Here is a 926-nt window from a genome sequence, read left to right as displayed (position 1 = left end):
GCAGTCTCCTAGGGCGTGTCTCCCAATCGGCGTAGCCAGGTGAGAATTGCACAGAGGGTGACGGCGGCGCGGTAGGTTATCGCGAGTTTGTCGTAGCGGGTGGCCAGCGCTCGCCATTGCTTGGCCAGAGCGAAGGAACGTTCAACGACGTTTCGGTCTTTGTAGAGGCCAGTGTCGAGTTTCGGGGGTCGGCCACCGCGGCTGCCGCGGCGTTCGCGAGCGGCGATGGTGTCGCTTTTCTCCGGGATGACAGCGGCGATACCGCGACTGCGGAGCTTGCGGCGGATCGTGCCGGACGAGTACGCCTTGTCGGCGATCACCGCGTCCGGGCGGGTGCGGGGTCGGCCACGGACTTGGCGAGGAACGTGGATGTCGGCCAGCACTTCGGCGAGCATCGCCCCGTCGTTGCGCTGCCCGCCGGTCACCACATTCGCCAGCGGCCGCCCACGCCCGTCGACCGCGCTGTGGATCTTGGTCGTCAGCCCGCCACGCGACCGGCCGATGCCGTGACCTGCGGGTTCACAGTCCCGGAAGGGCCGGTTCTTGTGATTCGACCGAGCCCCCTGTGTCCTGCTCAGGGCGCGTGGTGTTCGTACCGTGTTGATGAGCGCGGCAGATGGTCGCATCCACCGAGACGTTCCAGTCGATCTTTCCGCCTGCGTCAGCGTCAGCCAGGATCACGTGCAGGATGCGATCCCAGGTCCCGTCCCGGGCGTAGCGGGCGTGACGCTTCCACACTGTCTGCCACGCCCCGAACTCCTCGCGAGGTAGGTCCCGCCAGGGAATACCTGCTCGGTAGCGGTAGATGATCCCCTCGACGACCTTGCGATTGTCGCGAAACGGATGCCCCTGCCGCCCTTCATTGGAGGGCAGCAGGGGCTCTATCCGCTCCCACTGCTCGTCGGTGAACTGGCGAAAACGTGACT

At 66.1% G+C, this 926-nt stretch carries 1 protein-coding gene; it reads right to left on the bottom strand.

Features of this window, described 5'->3' with window-relative positions; translation table 11 throughout:
- Window positions 1-8 precede the first annotated feature (8 nt).
- A protein-coding gene (locus tag AYO52_RS18025) for an IS5 family transposase (protein WP_371518006.1) occupies window positions 9-885 on the bottom strand; the annotation gives its coding sequence in 2 pieces (ribosomal slippage) (window positions 9-569 and window positions 571-885; 876 coding nt in all).
- Between the last annotated feature and the right edge of the window lie 41 nt (window positions 886-926).

Source organism: Dietzia sp. 111N12-1 (genome assembly GCF_001658045.1).
In the GTDB taxonomy this organism is placed as follows: domain Bacteria; phylum Actinomycetota; class Actinomycetes; order Mycobacteriales; family Mycobacteriaceae; genus Dietzia; species Dietzia kunjamensis.
Note: the sequence above shows the minus strand (reverse complement) of the source record. Positions and strands in the feature narration are given on the sequence as shown.